The sequence below is a fragment of the Heyndrickxia sp. FSL W8-0496 genome (assembly GCF_038007825.1).
GTDB lineage: Bacteria > Bacillota > Bacilli > Bacillales > Bacillaceae_C > Heyndrickxia > Heyndrickxia oleronia.
This window is the reverse complement of record NZ_JBBOXX010000001.1, coordinates 3,218,841-3,233,958: the sequence shown is the minus strand read 5'-3', so window position 1 is coordinate 3,233,958 and position 15,118 is coordinate 3,218,841. Positions and strand designations below refer to the sequence as shown.

The 15,118-nt window shown below is 36.1% G+C and carries 16 protein-coding genes; 15 read left to right on the top strand and 1 reads right to left on the bottom strand.

The genetic code is table 11. The annotated features are described in order from the left end of the window. Position 1: 1 nt before the first annotated feature. The 7 genes from rsmB (at position 2) to spoVM (ending at position 6,711) form a co-directional block, all read left to right on the top strand. A complete protein-coding gene (gene rsmB / locus NST63_RS16300; RefSeq protein ID WP_341042954.1) occupies positions 2–1,342 on the top strand; it encodes a 16S rRNA (cytosine(967)-C(5))-methyltransferase RsmB in 1,341 nt (446 codons plus the stop codon). A gap of 34 nt (positions 1,343–1,376) precedes the next feature. Then, the gene (locus NST63_RS16295) at positions 1,377–2,138 is read left to right on the top strand and encodes a Stp1/IreP family PP2C-type Ser/Thr phosphatase (protein ID WP_058002601.1); all 762 of its coding nucleotides are present in this window, start codon (positions 1,377–1,379) and stop codon (positions 2,136–2,138) included. Further along, complete coding sequence (gene pknB, locus NST63_RS16290) at positions 2,132–4,114, top strand: Stk1 family PASTA domain-containing Ser/Thr kinase (RefSeq protein ID WP_341042952.1); 1,983 nt, start codon at positions 2,132–2,134, stop codon at positions 4,112–4,114. Before NST63_RS16295 ends, pknB begins: the two co-directional genes overlap by 7 nt. Before the next feature lie 23 nt (positions 4,115–4,137). Next, complete coding sequence (gene rsgA / locus NST63_RS16285; protein ID WP_341042949.1) at positions 4,138–5,019, top strand: ribosome small subunit-dependent GTPase A; 882 nt, start codon at positions 4,138–4,140, stop codon at positions 5,017–5,019. 2 nt (positions 5,020–5,021) lie between these two features. Next, the gene (gene rpe, locus NST63_RS16280) at positions 5,022–5,672 is read left to right on the top strand and encodes a ribulose-phosphate 3-epimerase (protein WP_341042947.1); all 651 of its coding nucleotides are present in this window, start codon (positions 5,022–5,024) and stop codon (positions 5,670–5,672) included. 123 nt (positions 5,673–5,795) lie between these two features. After that, entirely contained in the window at positions 5,796–6,443 is a 648-nt protein-coding gene (locus NST63_RS16275) for a thiamine diphosphokinase (protein ID WP_341042946.1), read from the top strand. A gap of 187 nt (positions 6,444–6,630) precedes the next feature. Beyond that, positions 6,631–6,711 carry a stage V sporulation protein SpoVM gene (gene spoVM, locus NST63_RS16270; RefSeq protein WP_058002606.1) on the top strand — a complete coding sequence of 27 codons (81 nt, stop codon included), beginning with the start codon at positions 6,631–6,633 and terminating at the stop codon, positions 6,709–6,711. 56 nt (positions 6,712–6,767) lie between these two features. Here the strand turns inward: spoVM and rpmB are convergent, their stop codons facing one another. Beyond that, positions 6,768–6,956 carry a 50S ribosomal protein L28 gene (rpmB, locus tag NST63_RS16265; protein WP_058002607.1) on the bottom strand — a complete coding sequence of 63 codons (189 nt, stop codon included), beginning with the start codon at positions 6,954–6,956 and terminating at the stop codon, positions 6,768–6,770. A 216-nt stretch (positions 6,957–7,172) separates the two neighbouring features. Between rpmB and NST63_RS16260 the strand changes: the two genes are divergently transcribed. The 8 genes from NST63_RS16260 to plsX all read left to right on the top strand — a co-directional run bounded on the left by NST63_RS16260 (position 7,173) and on the right by plsX (position 15,110). Beyond that, positions 7,173–7,436 (top strand): hypothetical protein, encoded by a 264-nt coding sequence (locus NST63_RS16260; RefSeq protein WP_341042944.1) that lies wholly within the window; start codon positions 7,173–7,175, stop codon positions 7,434–7,436. 110 nt (positions 7,437–7,546) lie between these two features. Further along, positions 7,547–7,912: an Asp23/Gls24 family envelope stress response protein gene (locus NST63_RS16255; RefSeq protein WP_058002608.1), complete on the top strand. Its 366-nt coding sequence runs from the start codon at positions 7,547–7,549 to the stop codon at positions 7,910–7,912. A 14-nt stretch (positions 7,913–7,926) separates the two neighbouring features. Next, on the top strand, positions 7,927–9,600 hold the full coding sequence (locus tag NST63_RS16250) for a DAK2 domain-containing protein (protein WP_212941935.1): 1,674 nt from the start codon (positions 7,927–7,929) through the stop codon (positions 9,598–9,600). 140 nt (positions 9,601–9,740) lie between these two features. Beyond that, entirely contained in the window at positions 9,741–10,403 is a 663-nt protein-coding gene (gene sdaAB / locus NST63_RS16245; RefSeq protein ID WP_058002610.1) for an L-serine ammonia-lyase, iron-sulfur-dependent subunit beta, read from the top strand. A gap of 70 nt (positions 10,404–10,473) precedes the next feature. After that, a complete protein-coding gene (gene sdaAA, locus NST63_RS16240) occupies positions 10,474–11,361 on the top strand; it encodes an L-serine ammonia-lyase, iron-sulfur-dependent, subunit alpha (RefSeq protein WP_212941930.1) in 888 nt (295 codons plus the stop codon). Next, a complete protein-coding gene (gene recG / locus NST63_RS16235; RefSeq protein WP_341044210.1) occupies positions 11,354–13,399 on the top strand; it encodes an ATP-dependent DNA helicase RecG in 2,046 nt (681 codons plus the stop codon). The genes sdaAA and recG overlap by 8 nt, the downstream gene beginning before the upstream one ends. A 97-nt stretch (positions 13,400–13,496) precedes the next feature. Continuing rightward, on the top strand, positions 13,497–14,060 hold the full coding sequence (gene fapR / locus NST63_RS16230) for a transcription factor FapR (protein WP_078109714.1): 564 nt from the start codon (positions 13,497–13,499) through the stop codon (positions 14,058–14,060). A gap of 60 nt (positions 14,061–14,120) precedes the next feature. Then, positions 14,121–15,110: a phosphate acyltransferase PlsX gene (gene plsX / locus NST63_RS16225; RefSeq protein ID WP_058002614.1), complete on the top strand. Its 990-nt coding sequence runs from the start codon at positions 14,121–14,123 to the stop codon at positions 15,108–15,110. Positions 15,111–15,118: the final 8 nt, after the last annotated feature.

The following is a 15,118-nucleotide window of genomic DNA, read 5'->3' as shown; positions in this document are numbered from 1 at the left end:
TATGGCAAATAAAAAGAAGAATGTACGTGAATCTGCGCTTGAAATATTAGAAGCAATTGAGAAAAATCAGGCTTATAGTAATTTACTTTTAAACCACGTAATACAAAGAAATTCTATTAGTGGTCCTGATATTGGACTATTAACGGAAATCACTTATGGGACAATACAAAGAAAATATACACTGGATTATTTCTTAAAACCATTTATAAATAAGAAGATAGAAACATGGGTACAGATACTTTTACGGCTATCTTTATATCAAATGGTCTATTTAGATAAAATTCCAGATCGTGCAGTTATTTATGAAGCGGTTGAAATTGCCAAGAAAAGAGGACATCGCGGGATTTCAGGAATGGTTAATGGCATTTTAAGAGCTGTTCAAAGAAAGGGTCTCCCTTCTTTAGAGGAGATACATAATCCAATTGAAAAAATCTCGATTGAGACTAGTCATCCGAAATGGATGGTCAAGCGCTGGGCCGAACAATTTGGATTGGAAAAAACGAAGGAAATGTGTGAAGTAAATCTTTTAGCCCCTATACAAACAGCACGAGTAAATATGACTAAAGCTTCAGTAGAGAAAGTGAAGCAAATGTTAGAAGATGAAGGATATGAAATTCAATATAGTCCGCTTGTTCCTGAATCGCTTAGATCATTAAAGGGAAACCTTGCCCAGTCACAGGCATTTAAGAATGGCTATATAACGGTCCAAGATGAAAGCTCAATGCTAGTAGCTTATGCTATGAACCTAACTAAGAATCTTAATATTCTAGATTGTTGTGCAGCTCCTGGAGGAAAAACGACGCATATTGCCGAAAAATTAAATGGAACAGGTAAAGTGATTTCATTAGATTTACATGAGCATAAAATAAAATTAATAAGTGAAAATGCGGACAGGCTAGGATTAAATAATGTTGAAACTAGGGCAATGGATAGTAGGCAGGTAAGCGAGAATTTTAAAGGCGAATCCTTTGATCGAGTATTGGTAGATGCACCATGCTCAGGTTTAGGTGTGTTGCGGAAAAAGCCCGATATAAAATATAGCAAGACATTACAGGATCTTCAATCACTTCAGACCATTCAAAAAAGTATTTTGATTGAAGCATCACGCTTAGTCAAACCTGGTGGTTTGCTTGTTTACAGTACATGTACTGTTGATAAAGAGGAAAATGAAGGGAATGTACAAGAGTTTTTAAAAGAGGCAAATGATTTCGAAGAATATCCACTACAACTAACTGAAATGATCCAGCCGTTAGTTAACAATAATCGAGTGCAAATTTTTCCTCAAGATTTTGGTGGAGATGGATTTTTTATCTCATGCTTCAGAAAGAAGGGGAAGAACTAAGTAACGAAAAGAAGAAATGGGGTGACCTCTAAAGATGAGGGCTGTTTTTCGAACAGATAAGGGGAAAATTCGTCAACGGAATGAAGACAATGGGGGAATTTTTACTAATTCAGCAGGTGATCACCTTGCGATTGTGGCAGATGGAATGGGTGGTCATAATGCAGGTGATGTGGCAAGTAAAATAACGGTAGATTTAATGTATAAAAATTGGACACAAGCACCTAAAATGACTAGTGCTGAAATGGTTGAAAAATATTTACATGAAATTGTGACAGAAATTAACCAGTCTTTATTTGAGCACGCTAATAATAATATTGAGTGTGAAGGTATGGGAACTACATTAGTTGCCGCTGCCTATACAGATGATTTTGTAACAATAGCCAATATTGGTGATAGTCGTTGCTATTTATTTAATGAGGATGGATTTAAACAAATTACTGAAGATCATTCATATGTTAATGAATTGGTGAAAACAGGAATTATCTCAAAGGAAGATGCAGAGCATCATCCCCGTAAAAATGTCGTTCTAAAAGCATTAGGTACTGAACAGTCAATAGAAGCTGATGTAAAAACGATTATCATTGAGGAAGGGGATTATTTACTTTTATGCTCTGATGGTCTTTCAGACAAATTGACCGAAGACCAAATTAAAGAAATTTTAGAAAATGAAAATAACATCGAAGAGAAAGCACAAATTTTAATTGACATGGCAAATGACCATGGTGGTGAAGACAATATAACACTTGTTATTATCGAAGTTTCTTCTTCTGATGAAGGCGGGTGTAATGAATGTTGATTGGTAAAAGAATAAGTGACCGCTACAAAATTATTAGTATGATTGGCGGCGGCGGTATGGCTAATGTTTATTTAGCCAGAGATATGATTCTAGATCGAGATGTAGCAATAAAAATATTAAGATTAGATTTTGCAAATGAACAAGAATTTATCCATCGTTTTCAACGGGAAGCCCAGTCTGCGACAAGCTTAAATCATCCTAATATAGTCAATATCTATGATGTAGGGGAAGAAGAGGATATTTATTATTTAGTGATGGAATATGTAGATGGGATGACACTGAAGCAATACATACAGCAGTACTATCCAATATCGATTGAGAAGGCACTTGATATAATGGCACAGCTTGTTTCTGCTATTTCACATGCCCATCAATATCAAATTATTCATCGTGACATCAAACCACAAAATATTTTAATTGATCATGATGGGGTTGTGAAAATCACAGATTTTGGAATAGCGATGGCATTAAGTGCAACTTCTATAACTCAAACTAATTCTGTATTAGGGACAGTGCATTACTTATCACCGGAACAAGCCCGGGGCGGAATGGCTACTAGAAAATCAGACATATATGCTCTCGGTATTGTCATGTTCGAATTATTAACTGGCAGATTGCCATTTTCAGGTGAATCTGCCGTTTCCATTGCATTGAAGCACCTACAGACGGAAACCCCTTCAATGAAAAGATGGAATCCTAATATTCCACAAAGTGTAGAGAATATTGTATTAAAGGCTACGTCAAAAGATCCTTTTCAACGTTATGATAATGTGGATGAGATGGGGGAGGATATTCGAACGGCATTAGATCCGGAAAGGATTAATGAAGCTAAATTTACAATTCCTGAGGATAATGAAGCAACGAAAGCGATTCCTATTATTACAAATTTACACTCAATGAATCCCAAAGAGGAAACGATTATTCATTCGAAAGAAAGCGGATCACAGGATATAGATCAAACAGGTGTAAATGAGGATAAGAAAAAAGACAAAAAAAAGAAAAAAAGAAAATGGCCGTGGATCGTTGGTGGGTCTTTCGTTTTTCTAATCATCATTGCTGTACTCGGCTTTCTTTTCTTGCCAACAATGTTAGGGCCAAAGGAAATTAAAGTCCCTTCAGTTAAGGAAGTTAGTTTGGATAACGCGGTGAAGACGATTAGAGATGCTAATCTAAAAGTTGGTAAAAAAATTAAAACGTCTAATGAAAAAATACCTGAAGGATATGTGATTAAAACGAATCCTAAAGCAGGGAAATTAGTTAAAGAAGGAGCCGAAATTGATATTTATGTCAGTAGTGGTAAGGAGAAATTCTCCCTATCTGACTATACAGGAAGGTCCTATGAAGAGGTTTATGATCTTTTAAACAATCAAAAGTTAAAATTTAAGGATATAAAAATGACAGAAGAATACAGTGATAGCCCCGCTGGTACGATTATTGAACAGGATCCTATATCTGGAGATGTTGTTCCTAGTGAGACTGTGTTAACATTTACTGTGAGTAAAGGATTAGAAAAAATTAGTCTCAAGGATTTAAGAGATTATAATGAAAAAGGCTTAAGGGATTATGAGGAGTCAACGGGCCTAGTTATTGATATGTCAAAAGAAGAATATAATGATACAGTAAAAGAAGGACTGGTCATATCACAATATCCTGCTCCTGGTGCACAATTAATCAAGGGAGATAGGGTTCAAGTCGTAATGTCTAAAGGGCCAAAAGAAAAACCACCGAAAACAGTGGAAAAAGAAATATCTATCCCATATGAATCGGACGAAGAAGAGCAGAAGCCCGAAGAGATTCAAATTTTCATTGAAGACATGAATAATAATCTATCTGTTCCGTTTGATACGTTTACAATTACCGAACCGACTAAAAGGCTTTTACAATTTACAATAAAAGAAGGAGAAACTGCCAAATATCGTGTTATGAAAGGAAATGAAGTAATTCTGGAAGATGTCGTTCATTATCCTAATGATTAACTAAATTTGAAGGAGTCGATGCTATGCCTGAAGGGAAAATTATCAAGGCATTAAGTGGATTTTATTATGTATTAGATGGTCATCAAATTATCCAATGTAGAGGGAGAGGGGTTTTTAGAAAAAATAAAATTACCCCTCTTGTTGGAGATTCTGTTGTTTATCAGGCAGAAAATGACCGGGAAGGATACATTATGGAGGTATATGAAAGAAAAAATGAGCTAATTCGACCTCCAATTGCCAATGTAGATCAAGCGATTCTTGTTTTTTCTGCTAAAGAACCAGATTTTAGTTCGATATTACTTGATCGTTTTTTAGTAATTATTGAATCTAATGAGATTAGGCCCATCATTTGTATTACAAAGATGGATTTATTAACGGATGAAGAAAGATTGAAGTTAAGTGATTTTGTTAACGATTATCGAAAAATTGGTTATGAAATCACTTTATCCTCTTCAAAAACAGAAGAAGGATTAGATAAGCTTTTGCCACATATAAAAGGGAAAATTAGTGTATTTGCTGGACAATCTGGCGTAGGGAAGTCTTCTTTATTAAATGCAATTAAACCTGATCTTGAATTAAAGACGAGCCATATTTCCTCTCATTTAGGAAGAGGAAAGCATACTACCCGCCATGTTGAATTAATTGATATCGAGAATGGTCTAGTTGCTGATACTCCAGGATTTAGTGCTTTAGAATTCGATACCTTAGAGGCGGAATACTTATCAAATTGTTTCCCTGAGATGGCTGCATTGAGAAATGATTGTAAATTTCGCGGTTGCTTACATTTAAATGAACCTAAATGTGCAGTTAAGGATTCTGTGGCAAATGAAGAGATACCTAGATATCGTTATGATCACTATTTACAGTTTTTGCAGGAAATAAAAGATAGAAAGCCGAGGTACTGATTATGGTGAAAATTGCACCATCAATTTTATCTGCAAATTTTTCAAAATTAGCTGATGAAATAAAAGATGTCGAAAGGGCAGGAGCAGATTATATTCATATTGATGTGATGGATGGACATTTTGTTCCAAATATTACGATGGGTCCATTAGTTGTTGAAGCAATTCGTCCTATTACAAAACTCCCTTTAGATGTTCATTTAATGATTGAAAATCCGGATCAATTCATTGAATCTTTCGTAAAGGCAGGGGCAGATTATATAACTGTTCATGTTGAAGCATGTAAACATTTACACCGTACGATTCAACATATCCGCTCCTTTGGTGTGAAAGCGGGTGTAGTTCTGAACCCGGCAACACCAGTTGAAATGATCAAGCATGTTCTGAAAGATATTGATATGGTATTACTTATGACGGTAAATCCTGGTTTTGGAGGCCAAAGTTTTATTAAGAGTGTACTTCCAAAAATCAAACAAGTTAAAGAGCTGATTGACCAAGAAGGATTAAATATTGAGATTGAGGTGGATGGAGGAATTAATCCTGAAACAGCGAAACTTTGCACTGATGCAGGGGCGAATGTACTAGTAGCTGGTTCTGCCATTTATAATCATGAAGACCGTAAAAAAGCAATCAATGAGATTCGTAAAACATTATAATAATAACAAACTAGTCAGCTATTTGCTGGCTTTTTGTTTAGTTTAAGTAACATCTAGTGACGCTTTTTAGCCTTTATTAATTCGTGAAAGCTTTATCTAAAAAGCAAGAAAGGAATGAAAAACATGCAACCAATTATACATATTGTCGCAGGTGGACCTCGTACATATATTCCTGATCTCTCCGACTATGATTCATCCGAAGTAATATGGGTTGGGGTGGATTTTGGCGTGATGTATTTAATTCAAAATAATATTCACCCTTCATTGGCGTTTGGTGATTTTGATTCCGTTACAAAAGACCAATGGGAACAAATGAAACAAATTACGAATAATATTAAAAAATATAAACCAGAAAAAGATGAAACAGATATGGAGCTTGCTTTTTTATGGGCAATAAATCAAAATCCACGGATCATAAGAATTTTTGGCGCGACCGGTGGAAGAATGGATCATTTTATGGCTAATGTTATGATACTAACAAGGGAAGAAAGTATTGGATGTACGATAGAAGTCATTGATAAACAAAATATAATTTCCGTTTTTTCACCAGGTCAGTACACGATAAATAAAATAGATAAAAGATCATATATTTCTTTTATTCCCCTCAGTAAACATGTAGAGGGGTTAACATTGCTTGGGTTTAAATATCCGTTAGAAAATAAACACATACAAATGGGATCGACATTATGTATCAGTAATGAACTTATTGAAGAAACCGGTACTTTTTCTTTCACATCAGGCATATTAATGATGATAAGAAGTGAAGATTGATAATTTTATAAGCCCTTTTTTCAGGGAGCGTACTCATTTTTATTTGTTATGAATAAACTATTTTAACCCGATATATTTGGGCAACTTGATTAGCTTGTTTACACCATTTTTAGAAAACTATTGATTTTCTAAACTAGTGGTAATCTGCTCGATATTGGTTTTGTAAGTTAAATGAGGAGGGACATGTATGAAATTTTATACAATTAAGTTACCTAAATTTTTAGGTGGAATTGTTCGTGCGATGCTAGGAACGTTTAAAAAAGAGTAAAAAAAAATGCCGATTGTCGGCATTTTTTTTACTATGCCAGGATCATGCTGAAACGATTATACGCGTTCAACTTTTCCTGATTTTAATGCTCTTGCAGAAACCCAAACACGTTTAGGCTTACCATCTACAAGAATACGAACTTTTTGAAGATTAGCTCCCCAAGTACGTTTATTTGCGTTCATTGCGTGAGAACGTGAATTTCCTGAGCGAGTTTTACGTCCAGTTACAACACATTTTTTTGGCATATTATTTCCCTCCTTACCCTGAAGTCGAAATATCATATGTTTCATCACTTCAATATTCATCATAAAAAGATACCTTAATAATTTATCATACAACCCTCAATAATGCAAGACTCCAACTAAAACCTTTCAAGAAAAAATACTTGACAAAAACGAAAAGCGAAGGCGACTGGTCTGCTCCGACAGGCAAATGTTCTCCCACTCAATGAAGTCAGCTCTTTGACTTTAATGAGTGGGAGGTTATTTGACCCCGAGGAGCAAGGAGCCGCAGCTAGACAAAAACGAAAAGCGAAGGCGACTGGTCTACTCCGACAGGCAAATGTTCTCCCACTCAATGAAGTCAGCTCTTTGACTTTAATGAGTGGGAGGTTATTTGACCCCGAGGAGCAAGGAGCCGCAACTAGACAAAAACGAAAAGCGAAGGCGACTGGTCTGCTCCGACAGGCAGAGGGGAAAAATCCTCCTTTTGGTGTTCCTAATTGAGTCTTTGACTTCAAAGTATCGATTTTTATTCGACTTTTAAATAAAAATATATTATAGTAAAATGACTATAGCTAGGTTAAAGTTATGAATCCAGTTAGGGGGAAAAGCAAATGTCCATTGAAATGAAAACAAATTTTGGTCATATAGATATTTCTCACGATGTGGTTGCAACAATCGCAGGTGGAGCTGCCATCGATTGTTACGGTATTGTCGGTATGGCATCTAAAAATCAAATTAGAGATGGAATCACTGACATTTTGCGTAAAGAAAATTTCTCTCGCGGTGTCATTGTACGTCATGAAAATGATGAATTACATATTGACATGTATATAATTGTTAGCTATGGAACAAAAATTTCAGAAATCGCACATAATGTTCAATCAAAAGTGAAATACACACTTGATAAAACGATTGGAATATCTGCAGACTCTATAAACATCTTTGTTCAAGGAGTCAGGGTGACAAACCCGTTATAAGGAGGAAAAGATTCGTGGCAATTACATCTTTGGATGGAAAACGTTTCGCGGAGATGGTTATAAAAGGTGCCAACCATTTGGCAAGTAATGCGAAAATAGTTGATGCTCTAAATGTATTTCCAGTACCAGATGGAGACACTGGAACGAATATGAATTTATCAATGACATCAGGTGCAAAAGAGGTTCAAAAAAATGTACAAGACCATATTGGACATGTAGCAGCTGCCCTGTCTAAAGGATTACTTATGGGGGCAAGAGGGAACTCTGGAGTCATTCTTTCTCAATTATTTCGTGGGCTAGGTAAAGCAATCGAAAATAATAAAGAAGTAACAACAAAGGAATTTGCTGCTGCTCTTGAGGCAGGTGTAGAGACAGCATATAAAGCAGTAATGAAGCCTGTTGAAGGAACAGTTTTAACAGTCGCAAAAGATGCTGCAAAAAAAGCTGTAGAAATTGCCCAAATTGAAATTGATTTTATTCCATTTATGGAATCTATTGTAGAGGAAGCGAAAAAGTCTTTAAATCGAACACCAGAATTACTTCCTGTATTAAAAGAAGTAGGAGTAGTCGATAGTGGTGGACAAGGACTTGTTTTTGTTTATGAAGGATTTTTGGCGGAATTAAAAGGGGAAGCGTTACCAAATGAATCAACTATTTCTTTTTCCATGAATGAGATGGTAAGCGCAGAACATCATAAAAATGCTCAAAGTTTCATGAATACCGAAGATATTGAATTTGGGTATTGTACGGAGTTTATGGTAAAATTTGAAGAAGATAAATTAAAAAAACATCCGTTTTCAGAGGAAAAGTTTCGTAATGAATTAAGTCGTTTTGGCGATTCATTACTAGTTGTTTCCGATGATGAACTGGTTAAGGTTCATATTCATTCTGAACAACCAGGTGAAGTATTAACATTTGGGCAACAATACGGCAACTTAATCAATATGAAAATCGAAAATATGCGACAACAGCATAGTTCAATTATTGGAGATATGCATAACACATTAGAAACAACGGTACCTAAAGAAGAACAGGAATACGGAATTATTGCTGTTTCGATGGGTCAGGGAATTGCTGATTTATTTAAAAGTATTGGTGCTAGTGCTGTAATTGAAGGCGGTCAGACGATGAATCCTAGTACTGAAGATATATTGACTGCTGTAAAAGAAGTAAATGCGAGAAAAATAATTATCTTGCCGAATAATAAAAATATTATTATGGCTGCTGAGCAGGCTGCACAAGTGTCTGAACAAGAAATAATTGTCTTACCTACGAAAACCGTACCACAGGGAATGTCAGCACTACTTTCATTTAACCCATCTGTATCTTTAGAGGAAAATGAGAAGTTAATGAAAGAAGCTATCCAACATGTGAAAACAGGGCAAATAACTTATGCAGTACGGGATACAACTATTGATGGGATCGCCATTGAAAAAGATGATTATATGGGCATCGCTGATGGAAAAATTGTTGAGACAAGTAAAGATCTTATTTCAGCAACGACTTCATTGGTAAATAAAATGGTCAATGAAGATGATGAGATAATTACAATTATTTACGGCGAAGATATTTCAGCTGAACAGGTAGAAAATGTGACAGCATTTATTGAGAAGAATTATGAAGATATTGAAGTTGAAGTTCATAATGGAAAACAGCCTTTATATTCATTCATTATTTCTGTTGAATAATATTTCTTACCAGCTAAAATAATTTTACCAATGAAACAATTGAAGATATAATATATAGAAGGGGAAACCCTTCTATTTCCTTTTTATCGACAAAAATCGTTAATGTGAATATAATATCTAGTCGAGGGAGTTGGCCAAGAATGAAATATAAAAGCGTATTTGATATTATCGGTCCGGTCATGATTGGACCATCCAGTTCGCATACTGCAGGAGCTGCTAGAATTGGTCGAGTGGCTCGTACACTTTTTGGCAGAGTTCCTAAATGGGCGAAAATCTATTTTTACGGTTCTTTTGCGGAAACCTATAAAGGGCATGGAACAGATGTTGCAATAGTTGGTGGTTTACTAGATTTTGATACCTTCGATGAAAGGATCATCAATTCTATTAATCTTGCAAAGGAACAAGGATTGCATATCGAATTTTTTACCGAAACCGCTGTTCCAGACCATCCTAATACAGCAAGACTTGTTATTGGTGATGAGATTGGTGAAATGGAACTTGTGGGAATTTCCATAGGTGGAGGTAAAATTGAGATAACTGAACTGAATGGCTTTGAACTTAGATTAACAGGACATCATCCAGCCATATTAGTCGTTCATAATGATCGATTTGGAGCTATCGCAGCAGTTTCCAATGTATTATCAAAATATGAAATCAATATTGGACATATGGAAGTTTCTCGTAAGGAAGTAGGACAAATGGCACTAATGGTCATTGAAGTTGATCATAATATTGATGAATTCATTTTGAAAGAAATTCAAGAACTACCAAATATCACACAAGTTGCTAGAGTTGTGGATTAATTTAATTATATTTGAAAAGTAAAGTTTTGGGAGCGCTTACGGTATAGCAACTAGTAAGGAGGTTTTTAAAATGTTTAAAAATGTAGCAGAATTAGTGGAAATGGCAGAAACTCAAAATAAAAAAATCTCCGAAATCATGATTGAACAAGAGATGGAAGTGACAGGAAGATCACGTGAAGAAATTTTCTCTCAGATGGACAAAAGTCTAAAAGTGATGGAAGATGCTGTAGAACGTGGATTAAATGGAGTGACTTCTCACTCTGGTTTAACAGGTGGAGATGCTGTTTTAATGCAACGATATATCGAAAAAGGGAATTTTTTATCAGGTGAAACCATTTTAGATGCAGTAAGTAAGGCTGTAGCAACCAATGAAGTAAATGCTGCTATGGGAACGATTTGTGCAACGCCAACTGCTGGATCTGCAGGTGTAGTACCGGGTACTCTATTCGCAGTGAAAAACAAATTAAATCCAACACGAGAACAAATGGTTCAATTCCTTTTTACGTCAGGGGCATTTGGTTTCGTTGTTGCGAATAATGCTTCCATTTCTGGTGCAGCTGGTGGCTGTCAAGCAGAGGTTGGATCAGCAGCAGGGATGGCAGCTGCTGCAATTGTCGAAATGGCAGGTGGGACACCTTCTCAATGTGCAGAGGCCATGGCGATTACCTTGAAAAATATGCTCGGACTTGTTTGTGATCCTGTTGCAGGCCTTGTTGAAGTACCATGTGTTAAAAGAAATGCGATGGGTGCTGCAAATGCAATGGTTGCAGCAGATATGGCTTTAGCTGGAATTACAAGTCGAATTCCATGTGATGAAGTGATTGATGCAATGTTTAAAATAGGGCAGAGTATGCCTACTGCTTTAAAAGAAACTGCTCAGGGAGGACTTGCGGCAACTCCAACCGGCCGAAGATTAGAGGCTAAAATTTTTGGAATGCCACTAGGTGACCGTGACTAATATAAAGGATTCTGTATCTATTATTAAAGGTATTGGTGAGGAAACCGCGAGTATCCTTGCATCTATGGGGATATTTACTGTTTTTGACTTACTAGAGCATTTCCCTTATCGCTATGAAGATTATCGATTACGAGATTTACAAGATGTCGAGCACGAAGAGAAAGTGACTGTTGAGGGGAAGGTTCATAGTGAGCCTTCTCTTATGTTTTATAGTCGCAAACGTTCCAGGTTAACTATTCAATTATTTGTAGGTAGGCATCTAATAAAAGTTTACTTTTTTAATCAACCATATTTAAAAAAGAAGCTAAATATTGCTGATACAATAACAGTGACTGGAAAATGGGATAAACATCGTGCAGCAATAACTGCCCAAGAATGTAAGCTGGGCCCTCATCAAAATACAGCTGAATTTGAACCGGTTTATTCTGTTAAAGGATCATTAACGGTCAAAACATTGAGGAAATTTATACTTCAAGCATTTCAACATTATGGTCATGAAATTGATGAAAATCTACCAATTTCCTTAATAGAAAAATACAAATTAATGGCAAGGAAAGACGCCATGAAAATGATGCATTTTCCCGAATCTCAAGAAGATGTAAAGCACGCCAGAAGACGATTCGTCTATGAAGAATTTCTATACTTTCAATTAAAGATGCAGGCTTTAAGGAAATTTGAAAGAGAACATTCTGCGGGGATTGCGCAGCAATATGATTTACAAAAACTACGTGATTTCTTCGACAAATTGCCCTTCCCACTAACAGGTGCACAAAAAAGAGTCATTAATGAAATATGTGCAGATTTGAAATCCCCCTATCGAATGAATCGCTTACTGCAAGGGGATGTTGGATCAGGGAAAACTGTAGTAGCTGCAGTTGCATTATATGCTAGTTGGACCGCGGGATATCAAGGTGCTTTAATGGTACCAACTGAAATATTGGCGGAGCAACATGCAAGCTCTTTACAAGCCCTATTAGGACAGGTTGGTTTGGAAGTAGCTCTACTAACAAGCTCAGTTAAAGGAAAAAAACGAAAAGAGCTTTTAGAGAGACTGGAAAATGGGGAGATAAATATCTTAATTGGAACTCATGCATTGATTCAGGATGAGGTTCAATTTCAGCGTCTAGGTTTAGTAATAACTGATGAACAACACCGATTCGGGGTTGAACAAAGGAGAATTCTAAGAGAAAAAGGGATTGCTCCTGACGTTTTATTTATGACGGCTACTCCAATTCCAAGAACATTAGCCATTACTGCTTTTGGCGAAATGGATGTTTCAATTATTGATGAACTGCCAGCTGGGAGAAAAATGATTGAAACTTATTGGGCAAAACATGAGATGCTAGAGCGTGTATTAGGATTTGTAGAAAAAGAGTTATCTAAAGGGAGACAGGCATATGTCATTTGTCCGCTTATAGAGGAATCTGAAAAGCTTGATGTTCAAAATGCGATCGATGTATATCATATGCTAACGGATTACTATCAATCAAAATTTCATGTTGGGCTTATGCATGGTCGCCTCCATCCAGATGAAAAAGAGCAAGTAATGAAAGAGTTCAGTAGCAATCAAATTCAAGTACTTGTCTCTACAACAGTCGTAGAGGTTGGGGTAAATGTACCGAATGCAACAATTATGGTCATTTATGATGCAGAACGTTTTGGTCTTTCACAATTGCATCAGCTTCGAGGCAGGGTCGGTAGAGGAGAAGATCAATCATATTGTTTTCTACTTGCAAACCCAAAAACAGATGTTGGTAAAGAAAGAATGAAAATAATGACAGAAACCAATGATGGGTTTTTATTAAGTGAAAAAGATCTTGAGCTTCGTGGACCTGGAGACTTTTTTGGAAAAAAACAAAGTGGGTTGCCTGAGTTTAAAGTTGCGGACATGGTACATGATTATCGTGCACTTGAAGTAGCACGAAATGATGCGCAGTTACTTATAAATCAGGTGGATTTCTGGACAAATGATGAATATACTCAATTAAGAAATTATATTGAGAAATCCGGAGTATTAGCAGGAGAAAAATTAGACTGAAGGAGAATGCAAGATTACTTATCTTGCATTCTCCTCATTCTTTTTATATACTACTATTAGTACCAAGTCCTAATATCGTGAATGGTGATGATTGTTGATGAAGATAATGAAAAAAGAACGGCAAATACGATTACAGGATACGATAAAAACTAATCCATTTATTACTGATGAAGAACTGGCAGAACAATTTCATGTAAGTGTCCAAACCATTCGCTTAGATCGACTGGAGTTATCTATTCCAGAGTTAAGGGAAAGGATAAAGAATGTTGCGGAGAAACGTTTTGCAGATGAGGTCATTTCACTTCCGATCGATGAGGTTATCGGAGAAATTATAGATATTGACCTGGATAAAAGTGCAATATCTATTTTCGAGGTAAAAAAAGAACACGTGTTTAAACGAAATGCGATTGCACGAGGACATCATCTTTTTGCACAGGCAAATTCATTAGCAGTTGCTGTGATCAATGATGAATTAGCATTGACAGCTAAAGCGAATATTCATTTTACTCGTTCGGTAAAGCTAGGAGAACGTGTGATTGCAAAAGCAAAAGTATACGATGTACATAATGAAAAAGACCGAACTGTTGTAGAGGTTAATAGTTTTGTTGGAAATGAACTTGTATTTAAAGGTGAGTTCGAAATGTATCGAAATAGTCATTAATTTAAATAGATGTGATTGTTTCGATAATAGATAGAGTTTGAAATAGAAAAGGTGACAAATATGAAAATTGCTATTGATGCAATGGGTGGAGACAACGCTCCTAAGGAAATAGTTTTAGGTGTAAATAAAGCAATTAAAGAATTTCCCGATATTGAAATAATACTATTCGGGAAAGAAGATGAAATTAAACAATATTTAGAAGAAAATCCACGTGTTGAGGTTGTCCATACTGATGAAGTAATCGAAGGAACTGATGAGCCTGTCAAAGCCGTTCGACGTAAAAAACAAGCCTCCATGGTCTTGATGGCCCAGGCAGTTGCTGATGGCAAGGCAGATGCCTGTATTTCAGCCGGAAACACAGGAGCATTAATGGCTGCAGGGCTATTCGTTATTGGACGAATTGACGGAATTGAACGTCCTGCACTTGCCCCTACTTTACCAACAATTGATGGTAAAGGTTTTGTTATGCTAGATTTGGGTGCAAATGCTGAAGCGAAACCAGAACATTTACTCCAATATGCCATTATGGGGTCCATCTATGCAGAGAAGGTACGTGGTATTGCTAAACCACGGGTTGGCTTATTGAATATTGGAACGGAAGAGAAAAAAGGAAATGAATTAACGAAAAAAACATTTGAATTGTTAAAAGAAGCTGATTTAAACTTTGTAGGTAATATTGAATCAAGAGAGCTTTTACAAGGTCCGGCTGATGTTGTCGTAACAGATGGATTTACTGGTAATATGGTGTTAAAAACAATTGAAGGTACAGCAGGATCGTTATTCTCACTCTTAAAAAAAGCATTTATGACGAATTTTAAAAGTAAATTGGCTGCTGGTTTAGTAAAAAATGAGCTTAAAGAATTAAAAAATATGATGGATTACACTGAATATGGTGGTGCAGGTCTTTTTGGTATAAATTCACCGGTTATTAAGGCTCATGGTTCATCAAATGCCAATGCCCTTTATAATGCAGTAAGACAAGCACGAGAAATGGCTAGTCATCAAGTGACACAAATTATTAAAGATACGATAAAAAAGGAAAACAAGTAAGGAGAGAT

Bases quoted from the DNA above. Each gene is read 5' to 3' on its own strand.
- rsmB (WP_341042954.1), top strand. From the start codon at position 2: ATGGCAAATAAAAAGAAGAATGTACGTGAATCTGCGCTTGAAATATTA.
- NST63_RS16295 (WP_058002601.1), top strand. From the start codon at position 1,377: ATGAGGGCTGTTTTTCGAACAGATAAGGGGAAAATTCGTCAACGGAAT.
- pknB (WP_341042952.1), top strand. From the start codon at position 2,132: ATGTTGATTGGTAAAAGAATAAGTGACCGCTACAAAATTATTAGTATG.
- rsgA (WP_341042949.1), top strand. From the start codon at position 4,138: ATGCCTGAAGGGAAAATTATCAAGGCATTAAGTGGATTTTATTATGTA.
- rpe (WP_341042947.1), top strand. From the start codon at position 5,022: ATGGTGAAAATTGCACCATCAATTTTATCTGCAAATTTTTCAAAATTA.
- NST63_RS16275 (WP_341042946.1), top strand. From the start codon at position 5,796: ATGCAACCAATTATACATATTGTCGCAGGTGGACCTCGTACATATATT.
- spoVM (WP_058002606.1), top strand. From the start codon at position 6,631: ATGAAATTTTATACAATTAAGTTACCTAAATTTTTAGGTGGAATTGTT.
- rpmB (WP_058002607.1), bottom strand. From the start codon at position 6,956: ATGCCAAAAAAATGTGTTGTAACTGGACGTAAAACTCGCTCAGGAAAT.
- NST63_RS16255 (WP_058002608.1), top strand. From the start codon at position 7,547: ATGTCCATTGAAATGAAAACAAATTTTGGTCATATAGATATTTCTCAC.
- sdaAB (WP_058002610.1), top strand. From the start codon at position 9,741: ATGAAATATAAAAGCGTATTTGATATTATCGGTCCGGTCATGATTGGA.
- sdaAA (WP_212941930.1), top strand. From the start codon at position 10,474: ATGTTTAAAAATGTAGCAGAATTAGTGGAAATGGCAGAAACTCAAAAT.
- fapR (WP_078109714.1), top strand. From the start codon at position 13,497: ATGAAGATAATGAAAAAAGAACGGCAAATACGATTACAGGATACGATA.
- plsX (WP_058002614.1), top strand. From the start codon at position 14,121: ATGAAAATTGCTATTGATGCAATGGGTGGAGACAACGCTCCTAAGGAA.